The 20351-nt window shown below is 68.8% G+C and carries 20 protein-coding genes; 10 read left to right on the forward strand and 10 right to left on the reverse strand.

Annotation, left to right across the window (positions count from 1 at the left end; genetic code table 11):
- The first annotated feature begins 141 nt into the window (after window positions 1-141).
- Entirely contained in the window at window positions 142-1215 is a 1074-nt protein-coding gene (locus tag DMC64_RS23615; RefSeq protein ID WP_125735312.1) for a type VII secretion protein EccE, read from the forward strand.
- 99 nt (window positions 1216-1314) lie between these two features.
- Here the strand turns inward: DMC64_RS23615 and eccD are convergent, their stop codons facing one another.
- Genes eccD through DMC64_RS23645 form a run of 6 tightly spaced genes read right to left on the reverse strand, consistent with a single transcriptional unit; the run spans window position 1315 to window position 6752 of the window.
- Window positions 1315-2691, reverse strand: a complete 1377-nt coding sequence (gene eccD / locus DMC64_RS23620; protein ID WP_125735313.1) for a type VII secretion integral membrane protein EccD — start codon at window positions 2689-2691, stop codon at window positions 1315-1317.
- Complete coding sequence (locus DMC64_RS23625; RefSeq protein ID WP_016336001.1) at window positions 2688-3017, reverse strand: YbaB/EbfC family nucleoid-associated protein; 330 nt, start codon at window positions 3015-3017, stop codon at window positions 2688-2690. The genes eccD and DMC64_RS23625 overlap by 4 nt, the downstream gene beginning before the upstream one ends.
- Window positions 3014-3523, reverse strand: a complete 510-nt coding sequence (locus DMC64_RS23630) for a hypothetical protein (RefSeq protein ID WP_038522815.1) — start codon at window positions 3521-3523, stop codon at window positions 3014-3016. Before DMC64_RS23630 ends, DMC64_RS23625 begins: the two co-directional genes overlap by 4 nt.
- 14 nt (window positions 3524-3537) lie before the next feature.
- Window positions 3538-4887: a WXG100 family type VII secretion target gene (locus tag DMC64_RS23635; RefSeq protein WP_125735314.1), complete on the reverse strand. Its 1350-nt coding sequence runs from the start codon at window positions 4885-4887 to the stop codon at window positions 3538-3540.
- Window positions 4888-4905: 18 nt separating this feature from the next.
- Window positions 4906-5952 (reverse strand): hypothetical protein, encoded by a 1047-nt coding sequence (locus DMC64_RS23640; protein WP_125735315.1) that lies wholly within the window; start codon window positions 5950-5952, stop codon window positions 4906-4908.
- A 20-nt stretch (window positions 5953-5972) separates the two neighbouring features.
- Window positions 5973-6752 carry a WXG100 family type VII secretion target gene (locus DMC64_RS23645; RefSeq protein ID WP_037344800.1) on the reverse strand — a complete coding sequence of 260 codons (780 nt, stop codon included), beginning with the start codon at window positions 6750-6752 and terminating at the stop codon, window positions 5973-5975.
- Between the two features lie 152 nt (window positions 6753-6904).
- On the opposite strand from DMC64_RS23645, the gene eccCa reads away from it, so the two are divergent.
- Window positions 6905-10846, forward strand: coding sequence for a type VII secretion protein EccCa (eccCa, locus tag DMC64_RS23650; protein ID WP_125735316.1), 3942 nt, complete (start codon window positions 6905-6907; stop codon window positions 10844-10846).
- Window positions 10847-10853: 7 nt separating this feature from the next.
- Here the strand turns inward: eccCa and DMC64_RS23655 are convergent, their stop codons facing one another.
- Window positions 10854-11399, reverse strand: a complete 546-nt coding sequence (locus tag DMC64_RS23655) for a TetR/AcrR family transcriptional regulator (protein ID WP_125735317.1) — start codon at window positions 11397-11399, stop codon at window positions 10854-10856.
- A 92-nt stretch (window positions 11400-11491) separates the two neighbouring features.
- On the opposite strand from DMC64_RS23655, the gene DMC64_RS23660 reads away from it, so the two are divergent.
- Window positions 11492-12073 (forward strand): TIGR03086 family metal-binding protein, encoded by a 582-nt coding sequence (locus tag DMC64_RS23660; protein ID WP_125735318.1) that lies wholly within the window; start codon window positions 11492-11494, stop codon window positions 12071-12073.
- A 378-nt stretch (window positions 12074-12451) separates the two neighbouring features.
- Entirely contained in the window at window positions 12452-13489 is a 1038-nt protein-coding gene (locus DMC64_RS23665) for an HNH endonuclease signature motif containing protein (RefSeq protein ID WP_233629791.1), read from the forward strand.
- A gap of 342 nt (window positions 13490-13831) precedes the next feature.
- On the opposite strand, the gene DMC64_RS23670 is transcribed toward DMC64_RS23665, so the two are convergent.
- Complete coding sequence (locus DMC64_RS23670; protein ID WP_125735320.1) at window positions 13832-14584, reverse strand: hypothetical protein; 753 nt, start codon at window positions 14582-14584, stop codon at window positions 13832-13834.
- 215 nt (window positions 14585-14799) lie between these two features.
- On the opposite strand from DMC64_RS23670, the gene DMC64_RS23675 reads away from it, so the two are divergent.
- Window positions 14800-15216 carry a neocarzinostatin apoprotein domain-containing protein gene (locus DMC64_RS23675; RefSeq protein ID WP_125735321.1) on the forward strand — a complete coding sequence of 139 codons (417 nt, stop codon included), beginning with the start codon at window positions 14800-14802 and terminating at the stop codon, window positions 15214-15216.
- Here DMC64_RS23675 and cpt read toward each other — a convergent pair.
- On the reverse strand, window positions 15203-15730 hold the full coding sequence (cpt, locus tag DMC64_RS23680; RefSeq protein WP_199755069.1) for a chloramphenicol phosphotransferase CPT: 528 nt from the start codon (window positions 15728-15730) through the stop codon (window positions 15203-15205). The two genes, DMC64_RS23675 and cpt, sit on opposite strands and share 14 nt — an antisense overlap.
- A 182-nt stretch (window positions 15731-15912) precedes the next feature.
- On the opposite strand from cpt, the gene DMC64_RS23685 reads away from it, so the two are divergent.
- Window positions 15913-16611 carry a trypsin-like serine protease gene (locus tag DMC64_RS23685; RefSeq protein WP_037344791.1) on the forward strand — a complete coding sequence of 233 codons (699 nt, stop codon included), beginning with the start codon at window positions 15913-15915 and terminating at the stop codon, window positions 16609-16611.
- Between the two features lie 65 nt (window positions 16612-16676).
- On the opposite strand, the gene DMC64_RS23690 is transcribed toward DMC64_RS23685, so the two are convergent.
- Complete coding sequence (locus DMC64_RS23690; RefSeq protein ID WP_350596795.1) at window positions 16677-17621, reverse strand: hypothetical protein; 945 nt, start codon at window positions 17619-17621, stop codon at window positions 16677-16679.
- Between the two features lie 230 nt (window positions 17622-17851).
- Here DMC64_RS23690 and DMC64_RS23695 point away from each other — a divergent pair, with 230 nt between their 5' ends.
- From DMC64_RS23695 to DMC64_RS23710, 4 genes are all read left to right on the forward strand, one after another.
- Window positions 17852-18193 carry a WXG100 family type VII secretion target gene (locus DMC64_RS23695; protein ID WP_076153289.1) on the forward strand — a complete coding sequence of 114 codons (342 nt, stop codon included), beginning with the start codon at window positions 17852-17854 and terminating at the stop codon, window positions 18191-18193.
- A 21-nt stretch (window positions 18194-18214) separates the two neighbouring features.
- The gene (locus DMC64_RS23700; protein ID WP_005155348.1) at window positions 18215-18517 is read left to right on the forward strand and encodes a hypothetical protein; all 303 of its coding nucleotides are present in this window, start codon (window positions 18215-18217) and stop codon (window positions 18515-18517) included.
- 109 nt (window positions 18518-18626) lie between these two features.
- Window positions 18627-19031 (forward strand): hypothetical protein, encoded by a 405-nt coding sequence (locus DMC64_RS23705; RefSeq protein ID WP_037344789.1) that lies wholly within the window; start codon window positions 18627-18629, stop codon window positions 19029-19031.
- Window positions 19028-20332, forward strand: coding sequence for a WXG100 family type VII secretion target (locus DMC64_RS23710; protein WP_037344787.1), 1305 nt, complete (start codon window positions 19028-19030; stop codon window positions 20330-20332). Before DMC64_RS23705 ends, DMC64_RS23710 begins: the two co-directional genes overlap by 4 nt.
- The last annotated feature ends 19 nt before the right edge of the window (window positions 20333-20351 follow it).

The following is a 20351-nucleotide window of genomic DNA, read 5'->3' on the forward strand; positions in this document are numbered from 1 at the left end:
GTCCCCCGCCGTTCGTGCCCACCCGTTCCGAGGGTGCTCACGTTAGGTCCGGCCCAGGTTCGCGGTGAGGGTATTTTTTACGCCCCTCCCCCGCGCGGGGCGGGGTTACCGTCGGGCGCGTGCACGGAGAAGGGGAAGTCCTTGTCGGTTGATGCCCCGGCCCGCCCGGCCAAGGAACACGCGCCCGCGCGAGGTGTCGCGGGTGCGGCGCCCCTGCCCTGGCTGCTGCCGGTCCGCCCGCTGCAGGCGGCGCTCTGGGAGATCGCCGGGATCGCGATCCTGCTGGCCTTCACCGTCGACGGGATCCCGCAGGCCGCGCGGATCAGCGTCGCCGCCGTCGCCGGCGTCCTCGTGCTGACGACTTCGGTCCGCTTCGCCGGACGCCATGTCGCGGGCTGGCTGCTCACTTGGGCCGGTTACCGGCTGAAGCGCCGGGAAAAGCCCGAAGTCCCCGATCCGCTGCACCGGCTCGCCGGCCCGGTCCGGGTGCGTCAGCACGTCGACCGCGCGGGCAACCGGTTCGGCGTCGCCGAGGTGAGCGACGGCTGGAGTGCGATCGTCCGGCTCACCCCCGGTGCCGTGGCGCCGACGCCGGACCTGCTCGTCGGCATCCTGCGTGACGCGTACGCGAGCACCGGGATCCCTTTGTCCAGCGCGCAATTGCTGACCTGGACCGTCCCCAATGGACAGTCGGTGCTGCGCGTCCGCTGGCTCACCGTCCGGTACCGGCCCGAGGACGCGCCGATCGCGGCGCTCGCCAGGGGCGGCGGGGAACTGGGCGCGTTGCGGAGCACCGCGTGCGCGGCGCTGTCCCTCATGGGCGCGCTGGCCGAAGCCGGGTTCGAGAGCACCGTGCTCGAAGCCGGTGAGGTGGCGGAAAACCTGCGCGTCGCGCTCGGCAGCGGCCAGGGCGCGCCGGTCGACGGCTGGCGTTCCTGGGACTGGGGCGGTGCGTCGCAGGTCTGCTACCGGCCGCGGTCCGAGCGGGATCTCGCGCGGACACTGGATCTTCACGTCCCCGGCTCGGCGTTCACCGCGACTTCGTACACGCTGTACCGCTCCCCCGGCGGGCGCGAGAAGTCCGAGGTGACCATCCGCGTCGGCGGGCGGCCGGGGGCGGAAACGGTGCGGCCGAACGGGATCGCGGTGACCCCGCTGCACGGACGGCACGCGGCGGCGGTCCGGCGGACCCTGCCGCTGGCGCTGGAGAACTGAGGGGACGGTCCGTGGAGGATTCCTTTCTTCTCTGAGGGTAGGGAAGGAATCCTCCACGGACGTGACGCATTTCGTCCTCTGAATGCGGGAAGAGAGGGGTCAGCCTCGCACGGCCTCGTAGACGCCCGCGATCATGCCGACGAACGGGATCAGCGAGAGCAGCACCAGGAACTCGACGATATCGAGAGTCCTTGCCCAGTAAGGGGAACGCCGTCCCTTCGCGACACGCGTCGCGTAGGTGAGACAGACGCCCGCCGCGACGACGACGGCACAGCCGGCGGCGAAGACGAACGAGCGCGGACCACTCGCGGCGAGCCAGAAACCGGCCGCCACCAAGGCCGCCGCCCCGAAACCGACGAGCACGAGCCGCTGCGAACGGCCGGCGAAGGCACGCGAGCGCAGCATCAGCGCCAGGCCCAGCAGCGCGCACAGCCCCGCTTCCCAGGCTCCGCCGGACGACGACAGGACCACCGACGCCGAGACCACGACGAGCCCGAGCGCGACGAGCAGCCCGGTCAGCAACGCCTGCGCGTACGTCGTCCCGCCGACCATGTCCTCGCCGAGCGAAGGGTTCTCGTCGGCACGGAACGAGTCCATGTCGTCCGGCACCCGCGGCAGCGGCAGCCTGCCGAGCCGCAGCGCCATCATCGGCGCCACCGCGGCCAGTGCCGTCGCCACGACGGCGACCACGGCGGCCGCCGAAACCGGTCGGACGTCGGCCAGCAGGACGACGGCGGTGGTGATCGCGCCGAGTCCGGCCGCGACGGTCACCGCGACGAACCACGGCAACCGGTCCGCCACCGAAACGGCCGCGATCACGCCGTACACGGTCACCACCGCGAGCCCGGCGGCCAGCGGTCCCGCCGACAGCGAGAACAGCGGATGCGGCGACAGGATCGACATCCCGGCCAGCAGGGCCGCGCCGACCCCGGCGAGGGCACCGGCGGCACCGGCCTCCGCGTCGCCGTACGCGCGGCTCAGCGCGCCACCGCCCAGAACCAGGACCAGCGCGAGCAGCCCGGTCCCGATCGGCGCGAGCACACTCCCGGACGCCGCCGCCTGCACCAGCAGCCCACCGGCGAGCAGCAGCACCACGGACGCGACGATGCCCGCCTTGCGCGCCACCGACGGTCCCCAGCGGCCGGTGCCCGCCTCGGCGACGCTGGCGATCGAATCGACGACGTCGTCGAACAGCAGCGGACCCCGCGGGCGTTCCCGCGGGGTCAGATGGAGTACTTCGCCGTCGCGCACCTGCGCGGCGGCCACGGTGAGCCCGAGCGCGAGCGGCGCGCCGCCGAGGCGGGACAGCACCCAGCCGGGATGTTCGGCCGACGCCTGCCCCGAGGCACCCGCGAGCCGCACGAGCTGCGGGACGAGTTCGGCGAACGTGCTCTGTTGCGGCAGCGCCACATCGACGCGCGCCCGCGGTGTCACCACCGTGACGCGCCGGGTGGAGCCCGCGATCGCGGCCGTCATGCTTCGATCGACTTGGCGGACTCGATGACCGGGGCGAACTTCGCGCTGCTGGCCTCGGCCAGTTTCTGCAGCCCGTTGTTGACCGCCTCCAGCACGATCTCCGAGAGATTGCGCGCGTCGTACTGACGCACCGCGCGCGGGTCGATGTCGATCGAGGTGAACCGGCCGTCCCCGCGCAGCACGACGGTGACCTCGTTCTGCCGGGAATGCGCCTTGACCTCCATCGCCTCGACCGAACGCTGGATGCGCTGCACCTCTTCGGTCTGCTTGCGGACCTGGTCCAGCAACTCGTCCATGTCCGGCATGGCGTAGGGGTCGGTGGTCACGAGTCTTCTCCTTCATCTGCGGTGGTGTCCCGCCGGACGTGGACACTGCCCACGAACCGCCGGAAGTCGTCGCCGAGGCCGCGGGCCGCCTCGGGGGTCGCGGTGCAGGCGATCTCGAGGATCAGCCGCTCGGCCGGGCTCGCACCCGGCACGGTCAGCTGCACCTGCGTCTGGACGAGGTCCTGTCCTTCGCCGGTGCGGATACGCAGCACCTGCGTCACGCCCGGCGCGATCCCGGTGCCGATCACCTTGCGCCGCACCACTTCGAGCGCGGCCATGGACCGGCCGAGACGTTCGACGGCCTCGTCGGCGATGTCGGTGATCTGCGCCTGGTCCGGCCGTTGCCCGACGCTCAGGGTGATGTTCGGGGTGAACTCCGACGCGGTCCCGCGGTGCACCGCGACGAAGACGGCGCCCTCGGCTCCGACGGACGACGGCTCGACCGGCACCCAGCCGTCGGGGATGTCGAAGCCGAGCGGAAGGGAGACCCGGTCCTGTGTCGCCATGTCGTTCATCCCCGTCACCACGTGCCCACGTAGGAGATCGCGTCGTCCCACGCCTCGCCGACGGCGTCCGCCGCCTGGCCCGCCGCGCCGCTCACCGCGTCGACGGCCGCACCGCCGTACTCGCCGAAGGTGTCCGCGATCTTCGGCAGGTCGATGTCGATCTTCGCGCCGACCCCGGCACCGAGCCCGAGCGCGACACCCGCCTTGAAGTTGACCTTGATATGCCCGGCGTCGTAGACCGCCTGGCCGTCGAGCTGCGCGCCGAGTCCATATTGGAGGGTGCCGCTCGCGCCGACGCCCACGCCCGCCACGTCCGCCGCGAGCTCGCCTTCGATCTTGCCGCCCACGAAGGCGTTGGCGTGCACGCCGACCCCGTGCGCGCCCGCCTGCAGCGATCCGTTCACCTCACCGCCGACGAACGCGGTCCCCTTGGCACTGGCCGAAGCGACGCCCCATTCCTTCTTGCCTTCGAGTTCTTCTTTGAAGGCGGCCAATTCGGCGTGCCCGGACGCCTTGAAGTCCCAGCCCTGCGTGGAGATCTTGGCGTCCCACCCCGGGGTGAAGCCGTCCTGCTCCTGCTTCCACTTGGCGTAGGTGATCTCGGTGTTGCCCCAGGCCTTTCCGCCCAGGGTCTCCGGCTTCGGCCTGCCGAACGGGGTGTCGCCCGCCCGCGGGGCGCGCGTGCCTTCGAGGCCGTCCCAGGTGAGCTTCTTCCAGCCGGAATTTCCGAACCACGAAGGATGCGAACGCGGGCGCTTGCGGCCGTCGAGCGCTTCGCCGTTGAGCCAGTACAACGGGCCGCGACCCCATTTGCCGAGCTCGTGCTCGATCCGGCCGGTGCCCTCCGGCGGGAACAACCGCGCGAGTTCCTCGCTCAGCTCGTCGGCGATCTCCTGTGCCGCCTGCGCCGCGCGTTCGCCGAGCTGGCGGGCGGCGGAGATGAACGCGTTGACCGCGTTCGCGTTCGCCGTCCGCGCCTGGCTGGTGAGCTGCGCGGCGTACTGATCGAACTGCGCGAGGATGGAGTCCACACAGGACTTCGCGCCCTGCAGCGCCTGCGCTCCCGCGCGCAGCCGGTTCGACTGGTCGCTCAGTTTCGCGCCGAGCTCGCCGAGTTCCTGGCACAGTTTCGCGGCGGAGACGGAGAACGCCGTGTAGGCGTCGCCTTCCCAAGACGCGTTGAGCGCCTTCGACGCCTTGCCGATCTCGTCCGCCCGGCCGGACACCGTCGACGCCCGGTCGCCGCACCGCTGACCGGCCGCGGTCAGCGCCGAAGGGTCACCGGTGACCCGTCGCTGATACTCGACCACGAGCCGCCGGTAATTCGACAGGATCGAGCTGACGACGCCCGAAGCGTCGACCACACCGCTCCCCCACACGGTTTACCTGCCCTTCGCCGGTGAATCCGCGCCTGCGTCGATGTCGATGTGCTGCTCGAAGTGCTTCCCGCCGTAGTTCATGTCGATGTCGATATCGATGTCCTGACCACCCGGCGCCTGCACGGTGGACTTGCCGGTGCTCAGGTCGGTGGTGATGGTGACGGTGTTCCCGTTGCCCGCGACCGCTCCCGCTCCCGGGAACGAGCCCGGCGAACCCGCGCCGCCGCCCGAGGGTCTGTCCACCGGGATCCAGGCGTCGGCGCCACCCGGCCAGTTGCCCTGGGATCCGTTGCCGCCCAACGCCGGCGGCCGGTACTGGGTGAACGGCGGCGTCTCGCCCGGCGTCGAACCACCGCCCGCGCCGCCACCGGAACCACCGATCGCGGCCTGCCCCGAACCGCTGGCGACCGAACCCGGCGCCTGCGGGTTGGTGACCGGGGTGCCGGAGACCGCCGAGTTGCCCGCCGCGCCGTTGTCACCGGCGTCGTTGTGCCCGAACAGTTTCTGGACCTCGCCGATGATGGTGGCGATCTGGGTGATCTGGTTGGCGAGGTCGACCACGCCGAGCGCCTTCAGCAGCGCGCCGATCGCGGTGATGAACGCGCGCAGCGAAGCACTGGTGGCGGTGGAAAGCGCGACCGCGGCGCCGTAGGTCCACGGATTCGACATCAGGCCCGCGACCGTCGGGTTCACCGCCGAGACCACCGCCTTGTACGCGGTCTGCGCGGTCTTGATCAGCGTCCCGGCGATGCCGAGCAGCTCGGCACCCTTCTGCACGACCTGGATGATCTTGGTCAGCGAGTTCAGGGAATCGGTGATCTTCTTCAGCGCGGAGTCCGACGCGCCGCCGGACCAGATCTTGCCCAGCTGCTCGGCGGCCTTCGTCACCTCGTTGTACATGGTGAGGAACTCGTTGGCCTTCTTGAGCACCTCGAGCACGTGCTTCGCGATCTGCTCCGGCTGGCCGGTGAGGATCTGCGGCAGAATGGTGATCGGCCCGCCCGAGGACGCCGTGGCGTCCATCGCGCTGGAATTGGGGTAAGTCAGCATGTCGCTCCTCAGGCCGGAAGTCAGACGGAAGCCGGGCGGTAGACGCTGACCTTCGCCAGGCCGTTGATGTCCGCTTCGACGAGTCCGTGGTTGTAGAGCAGCCCGCCCTCTCCGGCGATGGCGATGATCGGCTTGCTGTCGGAGAACAGGAGCGGTTCGACCACGACGACGTCGCCGCTGTGCACACCGCCCGGCACGTCGCCGAAGTTGCGAGCCGTACCCGCGTAGACCTCGATGACGCCGACCCGCGCCTGGTTGTCGGCGTCACCGGCCAGCCAGTCGTTGAAATCCGAAACGCCGTGGAACCGCGTGTCGGTGATCGGGTGGTCGCCGAGCTGCCCCAGCCGCGCGTCCTCCAGGTAGCGCAGCACGTTGCCGACCGAAGACGGCTCGCCGTTGGCGCCGGCGCTGTCGTTGATGGCCAGGGTCGCCAGCTCGGAGGCGTGCGAGTTCCCCCAGATCGACGAGGACGTCGATCCGGCACCGCCGCCGGGGCGGCCGCCGTATCCGCCCGCGACCGCCTCGTCGGCGGCCTGGTACGCGTCGGCGCTGCTCTTGATGAAGCCGTTGATCTGCTGCAGCAGCTGCAGCAGGGTGCGGACCGCGACCACCTGCTGGCTCTGCATCGCCGTGTTGGCCGCCGCCACCGCGCTGCCGAACGTGGCGAACGACATCGGCTGCAGGACGGTGCGTTCGAGGTCGGCGACGACGTTGATGCCCTGCATGATGATGCCGCCCAGGTTCCCGACCGCCGAGCGCATGGCCTCGGGCTCCGCCCGGTACTCGCCCGTGCCGACCATGGCTCTCCTTCTCTCGTTCCCCCACGTCTGCGTGACCAGCAGCGTAAGTTCGCCACCAGACGTGAGCGGACGGCAAAAGTACCCACCGCAAGGGCGGCACGAGTGGCCAGAATGATCGGCAGGATTACCCACAAGCGGCCAGAAAGACCCTGATGAGCGCCACTCGCGACCGCCTGCCGGCCCTGGGCGAGCAGCCCGGTGAGATCGTCCTGCAGTCCCCGCCGATGCTGCCGAAGGGCTCCTCCGGCGGAGCCATGCAGCTGCTGATGTTCATGCCGATGATGCTGGGCATGGGCGCCATGTCGTTCGTCTACATCGGACGCGACGGCGGGGTGATGACCTACATCTTCGGCGCGTTGTTCCTCACCGCGATGGTGGGCATGGTGGTGATGTCGCTCGGCCGCGGCGGCGCGCAGAAGAAGGCGCAGATCAACGAGGAACGCCGGGACTACCAGCGGTATCTGACCGGTCTGCGCGGCCAGGTCCGCGAGATCGCGGACAACCAGCGCGCGGCGATGGCCGCGCTGCAGCCCGACCCGGCGGATCTGTGGGCGTACATCGAGACCGGGAAACTGTGGGATCGCCGCAAATCCGATCCGCAGTTCGGGCAGGTGCGTGTCGGGACGGGGCCGCAGCGGCTGGCGACACCGCTGAAGGCGCCGCAGACCGTGCCGCTGGAAGACCTCGACCCGGTGTGCTCGACGAACCTCAAGCACTTCATCCGCACCTATTCGACGGTGGACGGGCTCCCGGTCGCGATCTCGCTGCGGTCGTTCGCGCAGGTCAGCCTGTCCGGCCGCCGTCCGGACACGCTCGGCACGGCACGGGCGCTGCTGACCCAGCTCGCGACCTTCCACTCGCCCGGTGACCTGCGGATCGCGTTGTGCGTCAAGGACGACAGGCTGCACGACTGGGAATGGGCGAAGTGGCTGCCGCATGTCGCCTCGACCGCGGCCGACGCCGCCGGTCCGCGACGGCTCGTCGACGCGGACTCCGGGAAGCTCGCCGATCTCCTCGGCCCCGACCTCGCCGACCGGCCCGCGTTCACCCGGCGGCCGGACGCCCGGCTGGACCTGCCGCATGTCGTCGTGATCGTCGACGGCGGGCACGTCCACGGCGACACCCGGCTCGTCGCCGAAGAAGGCAGGCTCGGCGTCACCGTGGTGGAGATCGGCACGGAGCAGCCGCGTTCGGTCTCGTCGGACCGGCTGCTGAGCCTGCACATGAGTCCCGATCAGCTCGGCATGGTCGTCGGCGACGGGACGGAGCAGCGGCTCGGGTTCCTCGGCAAGCCGGACACCTTGGACCGCGGGGCCGCGGAGGCGCTGTCCCGGATGTTGACGCCGCTGTTCCAGGGGGCGGCGGTGGTCAGCGAGGCGCCGATGTCGGCGACGTTCGGGCTGGCGGGGCTGCTCGGCATCGGCGATCCGCGCGACACCGACACCGCGGTCACCTGGGCACCGCGTTCGGCACGGGACCGGCTGCGGATCCCGTTGGGTGTCAACCCCGAAGGCAGGCCCGTCGAACTCGACCTCAAGGAGTCGGCGGAAGGCGGCATGGGTCCGCACGGTCTCGTCATCGGCGCGACCGGATCCGGCAAGAGCGAGCTGCTGCGGACGCTGGTCACCGCGCTCGCCGTCACGCATTCTTCGGAGAAGCTCAACCTCGCGCTGATCGACTTCAAGGGCGGTGCGACGTTCGCGGGGATGACCGGGCTGCCGCACACCTGCGCCGTCATCACCAACCTGTCCGACGACCTCGCGCTGGTCGACCGCATGGCGGACGCGCTGAACGGCGAACTGTTGCGGCGTCAGGAGCTCCTGCACGCCGCCGGGAACTACGCGTCCGTGCGGGACTACGAAAAGGCCAGGGAATCGGGCGTCAACCTGCGGCCGCTGCCGTCGCTGTTGGTGATCATCGACGAATTCAGCGAGCTGCTGTCGTCTCGGCCGGAGTTCATCGACCTGTTCGTCGCGATCGGGCGGCTGGGCCGGAGTCTCGGGATCCATCTGCTGCTGGCCTCTCAGCGCCTGGAGGAAGGACGGCTGCGCGGGCTCGATTCGCATCTGTCGTACCGGATCGGCCTGCGGACCTTCTCCGCGTCGGAGAGCCGCGCGGTGCTCGGTGTCGCGGACGCCTACCAGCTGCCGCCCGTGCCGGGTTCGGCGTATCTGAAGTCCGACAACGACACCCTCATCCGGCTCAAGGCCGCGTACGTCTCGGGGGAACTGCCGCCGCGCAGCAAGATCGTGCGCAAGGACGGCCAAAGTCTCGGCCTGATGCCGTTCACGCTGGCGCCGGTCGAGATCCCGGTGACCGTCGAAGCCGAGGAGCCGGTCGAAAAGGGCACCGGCGAGACGATCATCGGCGCGATGATCTCGCGGATCGAGGGCAAAGGCCCGGAGGCGCACCAGATCTGGCTTCCGCCGCTGGCCGAACCGCCCACCCTGGACCAGCTGCTGCCGCCGCTCGGTGAAGACCCCGAACGCGGTTTGTGCCCGCTGGGCTGGGGCGGCAACGGCAAGCTGATGATCCCGGTCGCGTTGGTGGACAAGCCCTTCGAGCAGCGGCGCGACATGCTCTGGGCCGATTTCTCCGGCGCCGCCGGGCACGCGCTGATCGTCGGGGCGCCGCAGAGCGGCAAGAGCACGCTGATGCGCGACATCGCCGCGATGCTCGCGCTGACCCACACACCGGAAGAGGTCCAGCTGTTCGTGCTGGACATGGGTGGTGGCGCGCTGGCGCCGATCGCCGGGTTGCCCCACGTGTCCGGCTACGCGACGCGGCGCGACGCCCAGCGGTGCCGCCGGGTGGTGGCGGAGCTGACGACCCTGCTCGAACAGCGCGAAGAGTTCTTCTCCGCCAACGGGATCGAGTCGATCACGACATTCCGCCAGCGGCGCTCGGAGTTCCGGGAGAGCACGGAAGGCCGCGAATTCGGCGACGTCTTCCTGTTCGTGGACAACTGGACCACGATCCGCCAGGAATACGAGCAGCTGGAAGAACAGATCACCAGCCTCGCGTCACGCGGGCTCGGTTTCGGCATCCACGTCGTCGTCTCGATCAACCAGTGGATGGGCATGCGGGCGCCGTTGCGGGACGCGATCGGCACCAAGTTCGAACTGCGGCTCGGTGAGCCGGCGGACTCGCTGATCGACCGCAAGATCGCGCAGAACGTCCCGGCGGACCGGCCGGGACGCGGGCTGACCGCGGACAAACTGCACTTCCTCGCGGCGCTCCCGCGGATCGACTCGGACCAGCGGCCGGACACCGTCGGCGCCGGCGGTCTCGATCTGAACCGCCGGATTTCGGCGGCCTGGAATCGTGCGGCGGCGCCGCAGGTCCGGCTGCTGCCCGCCGAGGTCCCGCTGGACTCGCTGGAAGCCGGGCCGCGCAAGCAGGTCACGCTCGGCATCGCGGAATCCAACCTGCGGCCGGTGCATCTCGACTTCGCCACCGAACCGCACTTCCTGGCCTTCGGCGATGTGGAATCCGGCAAGAGTTCGCTCCTGCGCGCGATCGCGCACGGCATCGTGTCGAAGTACTCCCCGGAGGAAGCGGCGATCGTGGTCGCCGACTACCGGCGCGGGATGCTGGGCGCGGTGCCGGATTCGCATCTGCTCGGCTACGCGGGTTCGGAAACCGTGCTGAGCGGGCTGATCGAGCAGTGCCAGCAGGCGATGCGGAACCGGCTGCCCGGCGCGGACGTCACGCCGGAGCAGTTGCGGAACCGGTCCTGGTGGCGCGGTCCGGAGCTGTTCGTGCTCGTCGACGACTACGAGATGGTCGCGACCGTCGGCCGGAATCCGTTGCAGCCGCTGCTGGAATTCCTGCCGCAGGCACGGGACATCGGACTCCACCTCGTCATCGCGCGCGGCAGTGGCGGCGCGGGCCGGTCCCTGTTCGAGCCTGTGCTGCAACGGATCCGGGAGCTGGGTTCGCCCGGCCTCGTGATGTCCGGCTCGCGGGACGAAGGGGCGCTGCTCGGCGACGTGAAGCCGGGACCGCAGCCCACCGGGCGGGGTGTGTTGGTGTCGCGGCGGCATGGGACCGGGCTGGTGCAGGTGGCGTGGACGAAGCCGGTGGAGGACTGAGCGCCGCTCACAACCGGTCGACGAGCGCGTCGACGTAGGCCGGCGTGAGCGGGCCCGTGCCGAACAGGGTGCGGATGTAGAGAGGCGCCAGGATGTGATCGAGCACCTCGAGGGCGTCGGGTGGGTGTTCGCCCCTGGCCCGTGCGCGGTCGAGCATCGTCTGCAGTTGTTTGCCGCGTTCGGCGAGGAACTGGTCGCGGGCCTCGCCTTCCTTGGGCAAGGCGATGACCAGGCGCAGGATCGCCAACCCCGCGGGTCCACCGATGTCGCGCGCCACGCCGGACGCGTAGGCGCGCAGGTCGCCGTCCAAACTGCCGGTGTCCGGGATCGGTGAGTTCGTGGTGAGCCAGGTCAAGGCGACGTCGGCGGTCAGGTCTTCGAGGGTGCCCCAACGGCGGTAGATGCTCGTGTCCGCCACACCGGCTCGCGCGGCCACGTCCCCGACGGTGAACATGCCGTAGCCGCGTTCGACCACCAGGTCCATGACCGCCTGGTGCACCGCCGCGCGCACCCGCTCGCTGCGCCCTCCGGGCCTTCGTGTCGGTTCCGCCATGGTTTCAGCCTAACGCAGCCCGCAGTTGCGTTTGCTGCTAGAGTCTGTCACTAAAGCAGTCTTCAGCTGCGTTAGAGACTCTGGGGTACGACATGATCAACCGCATCGACAGCGCCATCGACGTCACCGCCGCCATCGTCGAGGGCATCCGTGCCGACCAATTGCCGGCGCCGTCACTGTGTTCCGGCTGGGACAACCGCTTCGAGCTCAACCACCTCGTGGGCGGCATGCGGATCTTCACCGGGGAACTGTCGGGCGCCCCGGCCGACAGGGACCATCACGACGACTGGCTCGGCGCCGACCATCACGCCGCCTTCAAGACCGCCGCCGAACTCGACCGGACAGCCTGGCACCGGCCGGACGCGTTGCACACCACCGTCCACTTGGGATTCGGACGCGTACCCGGACATTTGGCCGCGCTCATCCATCTCACCGAAGTCGTGGTCCACGGTGTCGACCTCGCTGTCACGACAGGACAGGAGGAGCTTGTCGACCAGCGTCAGTGCACGGAGCTTCTGGACACCATGCAGGACATGGACTTCGGGGCTTTTCGGCAGCCTGGGATGTTCGGACCTGAGCTTGCCGCTCCGGACGGGGTTGCCGCCCATTGGCGGCTGCTTGCCTTTGTTGGGCGTGATTTTGGGGAGGCGTGGATGGGTTCACGGATTGGTTGATCAGGTCGATGGCGCGCCGAGTCTAGGCAGATTTACGGGCCTCTGCACCAATATCTCCAGACGATCCGAACTGTCCGGATACTTGCGGGGCGAAACCCGTTGGCATCACAGGAAAAATTTGACGACCGGCTACGGCAGGCGCCGGACGCCAACCCAGAAGCGGCGCGCTCGCCAGCTGAAACCATCCGGTGGATTCAGTAGCGGTCGAACTCCTGTTCGAGTATAATCTTGGTCATGACCCAATCACTTGCTTTCAATCCGAAAGCCGCTCAGTTTCTCGATGCCGCCCACGACGAGGAGATCGTGCTTCGCCGCGCACAAGGCAGGCAGGTGCGTTCGTTAGCCGGGTTCGCCGCGGTGGGTGGCTCGCGAAGATCGGTGACCGAGGAGGTCGCTCTGGCCTTCTCGGTCTCTCGTAATCACGCTTTCCTGCTGGTCGAAACCTCGTGCGCGTTGGTTCGCCGGTTGCCGAACACATTGCGGGCACTCGAACTGGGCGACATCGATCTGTACAAAGCGTCGAAGGTCTGCCGGCTGACCCGCGAGGTCTCCGATGAGGTCGCCGCCCTGGTGGACGATTTCATGGCCGGACGGCTCGCCGAGCGAGACCCCGGAGCGATCGGCAAATCGGTGAGTTACGCCGTGCAGAAGTTCGACCCCGACGGCTATCGGGTACGGGCCGCGAGAAAGCGCGCGTCGCGACATGTCTCGTTGAAACACGAGGACGACACCATGTCCACCCTCAGCGGTTTCCTGCCTTCCGAAGTGGCCGGCTCGATCTACGCCTCATTGGCCCGCGCCGCCCAGACCCGCCGCCAATCCGACAAGTCCCGCACTCTCGATCAGCACCGTGCGGACATCTTCGCCGAGCGGCTGCTGGCTGAGGACGGTCACGGCACGCCCCGCGCGCACGTCCACGTCTATGTCGACCTGTTGACCTTGACCGGCGTCCGGGAGGATCCCGCGACGCTGGCTGGTTATGGGCCCATCCCCGGCTGGCTCACCCGGGAGATCGCCGCCGATCCCGGCTCGACCTGGTCACGGCTGATCACCGACCCCACCACCGGACAGCTCCTCGAAGCCAGCCCCGGCACCTACCGGCCGCCGGCCTCGCTGGCCCGTCTGATCAAGGCGCGGGACCGGGAATGCACCCACCCCGGCTGCCACCGACCCGCCGAGTTCTCCGAAATCGACCACATCACCACCTGGGCCCGCCACGGCGACACCGACCACCACAACTGCCACGCCGCCTGCAAGATCCACAACATGCTCAAAGAAGAACCCGGCTGGACCGCGGAACCCACCGGCAACGGCGGCATGACCATCACCACCCCCACCGGCCGCACCTACACCGCAGCCCCCGAACCACTCCACGACCCACGCCCGGAACCGGAGGACGAAACCCCACCCTTCTAACCCGGCACGACGCTCAGGGCCACCCGGACGCGCTCCGGGCGGCGACACCGACGCGCCCAAGACGTGGTCGGCCAGGAGCTAGGCAGCACCCCGGAACATGTTGGCCGGTAGGCGTGCCCACCTGAAAGCCATGCGGCAGACACACTCCGATGACTACCAGCTACGCACCCACCGCCGACCACTCGCCACCGCGTCGCATCCGGCTAAGACAAGAGCCCAGACTCACCCGAGCCCAGCGACCATGCACCAAGCCGCCCGGGACCATCGGCCGATTCATGCTCCCACGAACAAAACCCCTGTCCAACATCAAATCGGCACTGAAGCCGGATCCCCGACGAGCAGCTACCCCTCAGGACAAGTACTGATGCACCGCACCGCGATCGTGGTGCTCATCTCGTTGCCAGGCCCGGAGATCATGCCGGTCAGCAGCTTGTCCAGATCCTCCCGCACCCCGCATCCCGAGAACGGCGGGATCTCGAAGCTGCTCGTGAGCACTGTCGGCGGCGCCGTGTCCTGCAACCCCGTCAATCCCTTGACCTTGATCGTCAGCGGAGCCGCCGTTTTGCAATTGGGCCCCAGATCGAGCACCTTGCCATCGACCTTGGTGTCACTCAGGCGAAGGCCGAGACTGAGCGTCAGGTCGATGATCACCGACAGGTACTTCTTGCCGTCCGGGAAAAGCCGGGGAGCCACCACACCCGCGTCGCCGGGGTTCTTCACCAATACCCCGTGTTGGTCGCCCTCGGAAACCAGGCCGACAGTGCTCGTCACCGGCATGAAGCGAAAAGCCACGAAATACGCGCCCACGGTGGGCGGCAAAGTGATCGACCCCGTCAGGGTTTCTTTCACCGAGTCGACAGTGCCATCGAAACGTCCCTCACCGGTGGCCAGTTGAGAGTTCAGCTTCGCGATCCGCGACACGGTATTCCGCACGAAATACGACGCCTTCAAACCCGCGGCCATGGTGGGCGCGTCCGCACGCGGAGCGTCGACCTCGCCCTGGGCGGCGGAAGCCGAGCTCAGCGAAAAGGCTCCCAGCGAGAGCACCACGCCGGCCGTGAGCAGCCGGAAGGCGCGTCGATTCGCCAGAGTCATAGGGCTCAAATCCTTCACAGCCAACGGAATCGAGGTAGCGGACCGAACCGTACTCGGCGCCGTTCGCACCAGGCAATCCATACCCGCGCGCTTGTCATCCGCCTCAGAAATCCGACGCACTCGATTGTGACGCGCGTGATAACGAATCGAAGGGGTTGACGCCTCTCGCATGACGACGGCAGGCTGGGAAAGCGAATCGGAAACGAGGGGGAATTATGAAACTTTCGAGGCGCGCGGTCACCAGCGCGTTCACCAGCACTGTCACCGCAGCGATCGCCGTCATCGGCCTGTCCGGCACGGCGGCTGCCCAGACGCGAGCCTGGACGATGTCCGTGTCACCGTCGACGAATCTCGCCGCCGAACAGACCGTGACCGTCACGGCCGGCGGTCTCGACGCCAACCGCCAGATCCTGCTGCTCGAATGCCCCACCGAGGACGGCAGCTGCTACGTCATCGGATATCCGACAGCGGACGCCAATGGCGTCATCTCGACCACCGCCACGGTCTACCGGCATATGTCGTTCGACGACCGCGCTTACGATTGCAAGACCTTGAGCGGGGGTTGCTCGGTCGTCGGCAGCGATTTCTCCACGGGCGGCGAATTGGTCAAGGTGCAGCTCACCTTCCGATAGCGGAGGCGATCTCCCGGGCACAGGCCAGAGCCTCGTTCACCCCGGTGTCCACCTCGACGTCGTAGGCCACGCCCCGGTGCACGGTCTCGGCCTGTGCCTCCGCCATTCCCGCGACCCGGTCCCCGCGCGCCGTCTCCCGCCCGGCGGCCACGGCACCGTCACACCGGACGCCGACCCACAGCACTTCGAGCCCGTCCAACGCGTCGCGCCACCGCTGCTGTGACGCGGCGCCACCCAGGAAAACGTCGTCGATGACGACCCGGGCCCCCGCCCGCACCATCGCCGCGACACCGGCCATCCACGCGTCCTCGAGCCGCCGGAACCCGGATCCGACGCTCACCCCGCCGTCCCCGGCGAAGTCGATCCCCTCGTCGACCGCGGCGGGCATGGCGCCGATCAAGGTGTCCACGCCGAGGGTGAGCCAGGGGTCCGGCAGTACCGCTTGCAGACAGCGGGCGATCCCCGACTTGCCGGAACTGGAGCCGCCGTTCAACACGATCACCCTGGTCGTCACTCCGACAGCCTAAAGACGAACACTTTTCCAGCAAAACGGATACAACGGACGCGCCAATACATTCGTCACGGCGGTTACCGACTTCGGTAGGTTACTAAAACCCTTACCGCGACCTAACTTGGTGAAACCGTTTCGACTCGAAACGGTTTCCCCGACGCAGGCCGAAGGGCGTATTCATGCGTATGTCCAAGATCGTCGCAACGGTGGCGGGCGCCGCCGCGGCGCTGACCCTTGCCGCCACCCCCGCCGCGAACGCGGGCCAGGACATCATCGGCGGCGGCACCGTGAGTTCCGCGCCGTGGGGCGCCCAGATCTACTGGGACGACGCCACCGCGTTCGGCGGTTTCAACTGCTCCGGAACGATCATCGCGCCGCAGTGGGTCCTCACCGCGAAGCACTGCCTCAACAAGCCCGGAATGCACGTCAAGGTCGGCAACGTCAACCTGAACCAGGGCACCGAGGCCGACGTCGACCAGCAGAAGGCCGCCCCGAGTGGCGACATCGCCCTGCTGCACCTCACCACCGCGGTCAGCACGACGTACATGAAGCTCGGCACCGCGAACCCGGCCAACGGCACCACGAACCAGATCTACGGCTGGGGCCGCACCCAGGGCAACAACCCGCCCTCGAGCGTCCTGAAGACGGCCAACGTCCGCATCACCGGCACCAGCAGCGACGCGTACGGCGGCCAGGCCATCGCCAGTGTCGGCATCAACGGTTCCGCCTGGCACGGCGACTCGGGCGGCCCGCAGCTCGCGAACGGCGTCCAGGTCGGCGTCTGCTCGACCGGCAGCAACTCCGGCACGAACCCGCAGGGCACCCAGAACTACGCCAGTGTCGCGGCGAGCCGCAGCTGGATCCGCACCACCGCGGGAGTCTGAGACGACCCACCGGGGGGCCGTTCGCGTGCGAACGGCCCCCCAGTCCAAAGTAGACACACTGAGCGTCAGACCAGTTGACGCATCGGCCGGAGCGAAAGCGCCGAACCCGCCGCCACGACGGCGATGATCCCGGCGCCGGCGACCAGCGTCCAGAAGTCCGGGTGCACGATGGACTGTCCTCGCTGAGCCTGCCAAGTGAGCAGCACGAGCAATCCCGCGAAGCCCACCGAAGCGGTCCGCACCAGGTTCCGCCGGACGAATTCCGATTCGAGCACCGGATACCGCCCGGCGAGTTTGAGCAGCCCGAAAGCGACCAGCGGCAGCACCTGGATCGCGTGGATGCCGAAGAAGTGCGGGATCCGCATGTCCCCGCCGACCGTGCTCCACCCCAGCACCGGCAGCCCCGGTCCGCCGTCGGGCACGCCGACCGCGTGGGCGCCGACGATCGACGGCCGTTCGCCGGCGCGGAACTGGGCCATCTGCTGTTCGTTCGGCCCGAACATCAGCAGCGCGATCCCGATTCCGGCGACCGACAACGCGGCACCCGCGCGCAACGCGGAATTCATCGCCCGGTCGGGAAGACGTTGGAACAGCAGGAGAATCGCGATGGCCGCCGTCGCCGCCCAGCCGGTGAAGGCACCGTTCGCGACCATGTTGTTGATCCACTGGTCGACCGGGGTCTCCCGGTTGAAGTGCAGCGTCCGCCCGCGGACGGCGATCTGCCAGAACAGCAGCGCCATGTCCATGCCGAGGCCGACCGCGAACACCGTCCCGAGCCACCAGCCGAGCCGTTTGCCGCGGGTCAGCTGCCCGATCAGCCAGGCCAGGGTCACCGCGTAGAGCCCGACGGAGATCGTGAACTTGAGCGGTTTGAGCCAAAGGGGCGCGTTGACGAGGCTGCGATCGTCGAAAACCAGACCCCCGAGCGCTATGACGCCGAGTACCGCCATCGCCGCCGTCAAGATCATCAGCGGGCGGTGCAGTACTGCCCTGGATCCCTTGTCCACCATGGATTCGAGGGTGCCGCGAAGCTCCGATCCGGACACTGGAGTACTCCCCCTGATCGAGGGTGGGGAAAGCCCTACCGCCGACCTGTGGGTAATAGTGCCGTCACCGCGACCGGCAGTTGTGCCGTTTGACCGCACTCCCCTCTTTTCTAGCGTGTCCTTCACAAGAGCAGACAGGGCGTCCCCTGGTGCTCACCGGGATTTCCAGCGAGATGAGAGGAGGTGGCCCATCAATGACCGGTACGGGATATCAGGCAGACGCAGCTGCGATGGCGCGCGCCGTCCAGGGGTTCGAGGAAACCGCGTCGAACGCCAAGACCACGATGGCCAGCCTGGAGAGCGAGCTGACCCAGACCCTGCACAACTACAAGGGTGACCAGGCCGTCGCGTTCTGGGACCTGCAGCGCCGCCTGCAGGAGAAGATGACCATCGCCGTGAACGAGCTCAACACGATGTCGCGCCTCGTTCACGAGAGCAACCGGAACTACAACTCGGGTGACGAGCAGGTCCGGGAAAGCCTCACCGGCGTCAGCGGAGTCGTCGACCAGACCGTGATCCACCGGCTGAACCCCTGATCCGCGAGAGGACCACCAATCATGGCTGACGTCGTCGAAATCAACTTCGCCGCGCTGCAGCACAGCTCGGCCTCGCTGGCCGCCAAGGCCAAGGCGCTCACCTCACAGCTCGAACAGCTGCACACCAACCTGCAGCCGATCACCCAGACCTGGTACGCCTCCGGCAGCTCCGCCGGTGAGGCCGCCCGTGCGTCTGAAACCCGCCTGCGCCAGGCCACCGCGGACATCGTGGCGATCATCGCGCAGTTCGGTGGCAAGGTCGGCGACGCCCACGATCTCCAGCACAGCCTGGAGAACCGCAACCAGGGCCTGTTCGCCGGCTGATCCCCAACCGTCGGCCGGCCGGTGCTTTCACCCCCCTCGGCACCGGCCGGCCGGCTTTGCGCGTAGTCGTCCCTTGTTGGCATGGCCGATTTCGAGAGAGCCGGGATCAATGCAAGACCAGTCGTACTACGTCCATCTGGAATCACTGAAGGACTTCGTGCGGGAACTGGAGACCCAGATCCACGCGATGTCCAAGCCGAACGACTTCCTGCTGACCTTGAGCGAACAGCCGCTGCTGTTCGGCGAGTTCGGGGAGGCGGGTTCACTCAACAAGGCGCACCAGGCCGCCGTCGCCGAGATGCAGGGCCTGCTGGATCAGGTCAAGGGCGCGATCACGTTCGCGCAGGACGTCACGACGACCGTCGCCGACGGTTACGCGGCGGCCGACGATTCGGTGGCGGGCGACATGCACCACTCGAGCCAGCAGACCGGGCTGCTCGATCCGCTGCTCAACGTCCTCGGGGGCGTGCTGGGCGGTAACAGCGGCTCGAACGGCGGGGGGAACAAGGGATGACCGACACCGCGCACACGAACTTCGCCGCGTATTCGCACCAGCAGCTCTACGCGATGCTGCAGGCCGGCGACCCCAACACGGCCCGCCACGCGGCCCACAAATGGCAGTCCACCGGCTCCGGGCTGTTCGAGCAGGCCGAGAACCTGACCGGCGAGCTGAAGGACTTCTCCACCAGCTGGACCGGCGGAGCGGCCGACAAGTACCACACGATGATCACCGACCTCGTCGGCGGAATCCGCAAGGTCGCCCAGACCGCGAACGCGATGAACCACCTCCTCGAGGACGCGGCGGACGCGCTGGTGAAGGCCAAGAAGGAGATGCCGCCGCCGGTCGCGGTGCCGGACGTCTCCCCCGCCGATCTCGCGCTGGCCGTCAATCCGCCGCTCCTGCCGCCGGATTCGTCGCAGGCGACGATCATCAACGCCGCCCAGCAGCGTCAGCAGGCCATCGCGAACGTCGAAGCGCAGCAGCAGGCGGCGAGTGCGGCCAGCGCGGCGCACAGCAAGGCGATCGTCGTGATGACGCAGCTCGCGGGCGAGTACTCCACGGCCGAGGAGTCGATTCCGGCCTCGCCGAACGCCGTCACCCCGCCGCCGGTCACCGGTGGCGGCACGGCCCCCGGCGGTTCGGTCGGCAACAACATCGGCGGGACGCCGGGTGTCGGCGTCGTTCCCGGCGACAACACGCATCCGCTGCCCTCGGACGGCTCCACGCCGCCCACCACCGGTCAGCCCGGCCAGCCGCCCAAGTCGAACCCGTTGTTCGGCGACATGTTCACCGCCGGTCTCGCCGCGGCTTCGGCCGCCGCGTTCGGCCGGTTCGGCTCGATCATGCCGCGGGTGCCCGCGTGGGCGAACGGCAAGAACGACAAGGACAAGAACGGCGAGCCCGCGGGCGGCGGTGCCGGTGCGGCGGGCGCGACCGCGGGTGGTGCCGGCGGCGGTATCCCGATCGGCGGTGGCGGCGCGCCGTCGCTGGACGGTGGCGCGATCGGCGCCGGTGGCGGTGGCGGGTTCTCCGGACCCGGTGAGGCCCCGGCCGCGTTCTCCGGTCTGGCGGGCGACGGCGGCTCGGGCAGCGCGATGAGCGGGCTCGCCGGCGGAGCGGCCGGTGCCGCGGGCGCGGCGGCGGCCAAGGGCGCGATGCCGATGATGCCCATGATGCCGATGGGCATGGGCGCGGGCGGCGACATGGGTTCCGGACGACGGATCCCGCCGTGGCTCGTGGAGACCGAGAACGTCTGGGGCCAGTCGTCCCCGGTCGCTCCCGCCGTGCTCGGCGAAGAACCCGAACAGTACTGATTTTCCCGACCAGGAGAGG

Source organism: Amycolatopsis sp. WAC 04197 (assembly GCF_003947475.1).
Taxonomy (GTDB): Bacteria; Actinomycetota; Actinomycetes; order Mycobacteriales; family Pseudonocardiaceae; genus Amycolatopsis; species Amycolatopsis japonica.

Bases quoted from the DNA above. Each gene is read 5' to 3' on its own strand.
- eccD (WP_125735313.1), bottom strand. From the start codon at position 2,691: ATGACGGCCGCGATCGCGGGCTCCACCCGGCGCGTCACGGTGGTGACA.
- DMC64_RS23630 (WP_038522815.1), bottom strand. From the start codon at position 3,523: ATGGCGACACAGGACCGGGTCTCCCTTCCGCTCGGCTTCGACATCCCC.
- DMC64_RS23640 (WP_125735315.1), bottom strand. From the start codon at position 5,952: ATGCTGACTTACCCCAATTCCAGCGCGATGGACGCCACGGCGTCCTCG.
- DMC64_RS23645 (WP_037344800.1), bottom strand. From the start codon at position 6,752: ATGGTCGGCACGGGCGAGTACCGGGCGGAGCCCGAGGCCATGCGCTCG.
- eccCa (WP_125735316.1), top strand. From the start codon at position 6,905: ATGAGCGCCACTCGCGACCGCCTGCCGGCCCTGGGCGAGCAGCCCGGT.
- DMC64_RS23655 (WP_125735317.1), bottom strand. From the start codon at position 11,399: ATGGCGGAACCGACACGAAGGCCCGGAGGGCGCAGCGAGCGGGTGCGC.
- DMC64_RS23660 (WP_125735318.1), top strand. From the start codon at position 11,492: ATGATCAACCGCATCGACAGCGCCATCGACGTCACCGCCGCCATCGTC.
- DMC64_RS23670 (WP_125735320.1), bottom strand. From the start codon at position 14,584: ATGACTCTGGCGAATCGACGCGCCTTCCGGCTGCTCACGGCCGGCGTG.
- DMC64_RS23675 (WP_125735321.1), top strand. From the start codon at position 14,800: ATGAAACTTTCGAGGCGCGCGGTCACCAGCGCGTTCACCAGCACTGTC.
- DMC64_RS23685 (WP_037344791.1), top strand. From the start codon at position 15,913: ATGTCCAAGATCGTCGCAACGGTGGCGGGCGCCGCCGCGGCGCTGACC.
- DMC64_RS23690 (WP_350596795.1), bottom strand. From the start codon at position 17,621: ATGGTGGACAAGGGATCCAGGGCAGTACTGCACCGCCCGCTGATGATC.
- DMC64_RS23695 (WP_076153289.1), top strand. From the start codon at position 17,852: ATGACCGGTACGGGATATCAGGCAGACGCAGCTGCGATGGCGCGCGCC.
- DMC64_RS23700 (WP_005155348.1), top strand. From the start codon at position 18,215: ATGGCTGACGTCGTCGAAATCAACTTCGCCGCGCTGCAGCACAGCTCG.
- DMC64_RS23705 (WP_037344789.1), top strand. From the start codon at position 18,627: ATGCAAGACCAGTCGTACTACGTCCATCTGGAATCACTGAAGGACTTC.
- DMC64_RS23710 (WP_037344787.1), top strand. From the start codon at position 19,028: ATGACCGACACCGCGCACACGAACTTCGCCGCGTATTCGCACCAGCAG.